This is a genomic window from Pararhizobium sp. DWP3-4 (assembly GCF_049898205.1).
Classification (GTDB): Bacteria; Pseudomonadota; Alphaproteobacteria; order Rhizobiales; family Rhizobiaceae; genus Pararhizobium.
The window spans coordinates 1-2,929 of record NZ_JAFCXF010000032.1 but is presented as its reverse complement, the minus strand read 5'-3'; the positions used below and the strand labels follow the sequence as shown (position 1 = coordinate 2,929).

Annotated in this window: 1 rRNA gene; it reads right to left on the bottom strand. The window is 52.8% G+C overall.

Features of this window, described 5'->3' with window-relative positions:
- Nucleotides 1–10 precede the first annotated feature (10 nt).
- Nucleotides 11–2,903, bottom strand: a 23S ribosomal RNA gene (locus tag ACP7E6_RS29350).
- Nucleotides 2,904–2,929 lie beyond the last annotated feature (26 nt).

Here is a 2,929-nt window from a genome sequence, read left to right as displayed (position 1 = left end):
AGCAATGAGAACAATCAAGCCAATCGAACGATTAGTACCGGTAAGCTTCATGCATTGCTGCACTTCCACACCCGGCCTATCAACGTGGTAGTCTTCCACGGTTCTCAAGGGAATACTCGTTTTCAGGTTGGTTTCCCGCTTAGATGCCTTCAGCGGTTATCCATTCCATATATAGCTACCCTGCTATGCGGCTGGCGCCACAACAGGTCCACCAGAGATATGTCCATCCCGGTCCTCTCGTACTAGGGACAGATCCTGTCAATATTCCTACACCCACGGCAGATAGGGACCGAACTGTCTCACGACGTTCTGAACCCAGCTCACGTACCGCTTTAATTGGCGAACAGCCAAACCCTTGGGACCTGCTCCAGCCCCAGGATGCGATGAGCCGACATCGAGGTGCCAAACAACCCCGTCGATATGGACTCTTGGGGGTCATCAGCCTGTTATCCCCGGCGTACCTTTTATCCGTTGAGCGATGGCCCTTCCACACGGGACCACCGGATCACTATGACCGACTTTCGTCTCTGCTCGACTTGTCAGTCTCGCAGTCAGGCGGGCTTATGCCATTGCACTCGACGAACGATTTCCGACCGTTCTGAGCCCACCATCGCGCGCCTCCGTTACTCTTTCGGAGGCGACCGCCCCAGTCAAACTACCCACCATACACTGTCCCGGATCCGGATAACGGACCGCGGTTAGACATCCATGACGATAAGGGTGGTATTTCAAGGATGGCTCCACGAGAACTGGCGTCCCCGCTTCAAAGCCTACCACCTATCCTACACATGCCGACACGAATGCCAGTGTAAAGCTATAGTAAAGGTGCACGGGGTCTTTCCGTCTGACCGCAGGAACCCCGCATCTTCACGGGGAATTCAATTTCACTGAGTCTATGCTGGAGACAGCGGGGAAGTCGTTACGCCATTCGTGCAGGTCGGAACTTACCCGACAAGGAATTTCGCTACCTTAGGACCGTTATAGTTACGGCCGCCGTTTACTGGGGCTTCAGTTCAAAGCTTGCACCTCTCCCTTTAACCTTCCAGCACCGGGCAGGCGTCAGGCCCTATACGTCGTTTTGCAACTTCGCAGAGCCCTGTGTTTTTGATAAACAGTCGCTACCCCCTGGTCTGTGCCACCCCTCCATACTTGCGTACGAAGAGGTCACGCTTCTTCCGAAGTTACGCGTGCAATTTGCCGAGTTCCTTCAGCATAGTTCTCTCAAGCGCCTTGGTATACTCTACCTGACCACCTGTGTCGGTTTCGGGTACGGTCTATACGGTGGAGCTATTTCCTGGAACCGCTCCGCTGCCCACTCAATCCAATAAGAATGAACAACTTGTGCAATCCGTCACTACCACCAGGCCCACGAATATTAACGTGGTTCCCATCGACTACGCATTTCTGCCTCATCTTAGGGGCCGGCTAACCCTGCTCAGATTAACTTTAAGCAGGAACCCTTGGTCTTTCGGCGAGGGGGTCTCTCACCCCCTTTATCGTTACTCATGTCAACATTCGCACTTCCGATACCTCCAGGACCCCTCACAGGTATCCCTTCACAGGCTTACGGAACGCTCCGCTACCACTGCGGCAACCCGAAGGTTGCTACAATCCTCAGCTTCGGTGCATGGCTTTAGCCCCGTTACATTTTCGGCGCAAAGACCCTTATTTAGACCAGTGAGCTGTTACGCTTTCTTTAAATGATGGCTGCTTCTAAGCCAACATCCTGGTTGTTTTGGGATCCTCACATCCTTTCCCACTTAGCCATGACTTGGGGACCTTAGCTGGAGGTCAGGGTTGTTGCCCTCTTCACGACGGACGTTAGCACCCGCCGTGTGTCTGCCGACTAGTACTCCTCGGTATTCGGAGTTTGGTTAGGATCAGTAAGACGGTGAGTCCCCATAGCCCATCCAGTGCTCTACCCCCGAGGGTATTCGGTCGACGCACTACCTAAATAGTTTTCGCGGAGAACCAGCTATTTCCGAGTTTGATTGGCCTTTCACCCCTAGCCACAAGTCATCCCAATCTATTGCAACAGATGCGGGTTCGGTCCTCCAGTTGGTGTTACCCAACCTTCAACCTGCTCATGGCTAGATCACTCGGTTTCGGGTCTAATGCGACGAACTGAACGCCCTATTCAGACTCGCTTTCGCTGCGCCTTCACCTATCGGCTTAAGCTTGCTCGTCACACTAAGTCGTTGACCCATTATACAAAAGGTACGCCGTCACCCTTGCGGGCTCCGACTGTTTGTAGGCAACCGGTTTCAGGTTCTATTTCACTCCCCTTGTCGGGGTGCTTTTCACCTTTCCCTCACGGTACTTGTTCGCTATCGGTCATGCACGAGTACTTAGGCTTAGAGGGTGGTCCCCCTAATTTCAAACAGGATTTCACGTGTCCCGCCTTACTCAAGGACCTTGGGTGTTCTACATGTACGGGGCTATCACCCGCTACGGCCGGACTTTCCATTCCGTTCCACTTTATTCCCCAAGGCCACTGGCCTGGTCCGCGTTCGCTCGCCACTACTTGCGGAGTCTCGGTTGATGTCCTTTCCTCCAGGTACTTAGATGTTTCAGTTCCCTGGGTTCGCTTCTTACACCCTATGTATTCAGATGTAGATACCTTATTGATAATGCTTGGAAACCGAGCGCGTCGAGACGCGCAGTGGGTAGTCGGTAGCAGCGAGTGATTAGTCGATTAAAACTACTCACTACTCACTAATTCCTAATCACCTGCGTGCCTTCCGGCACGCTCGATTTCCCAAGCATTTAAGGTGGGTTTCCCCATTCGGAAATCCATGGATCAAAGCTTATTCGCAGCTCCCCACGGCTTATCGCAGCGTATCACGTCCTTCATCGCCTGTGCATGCCAAGGCATCCACCAATTGCCCTTATTTCACTTGATCGTTCTCATTGCCAATGCTCATCCTTA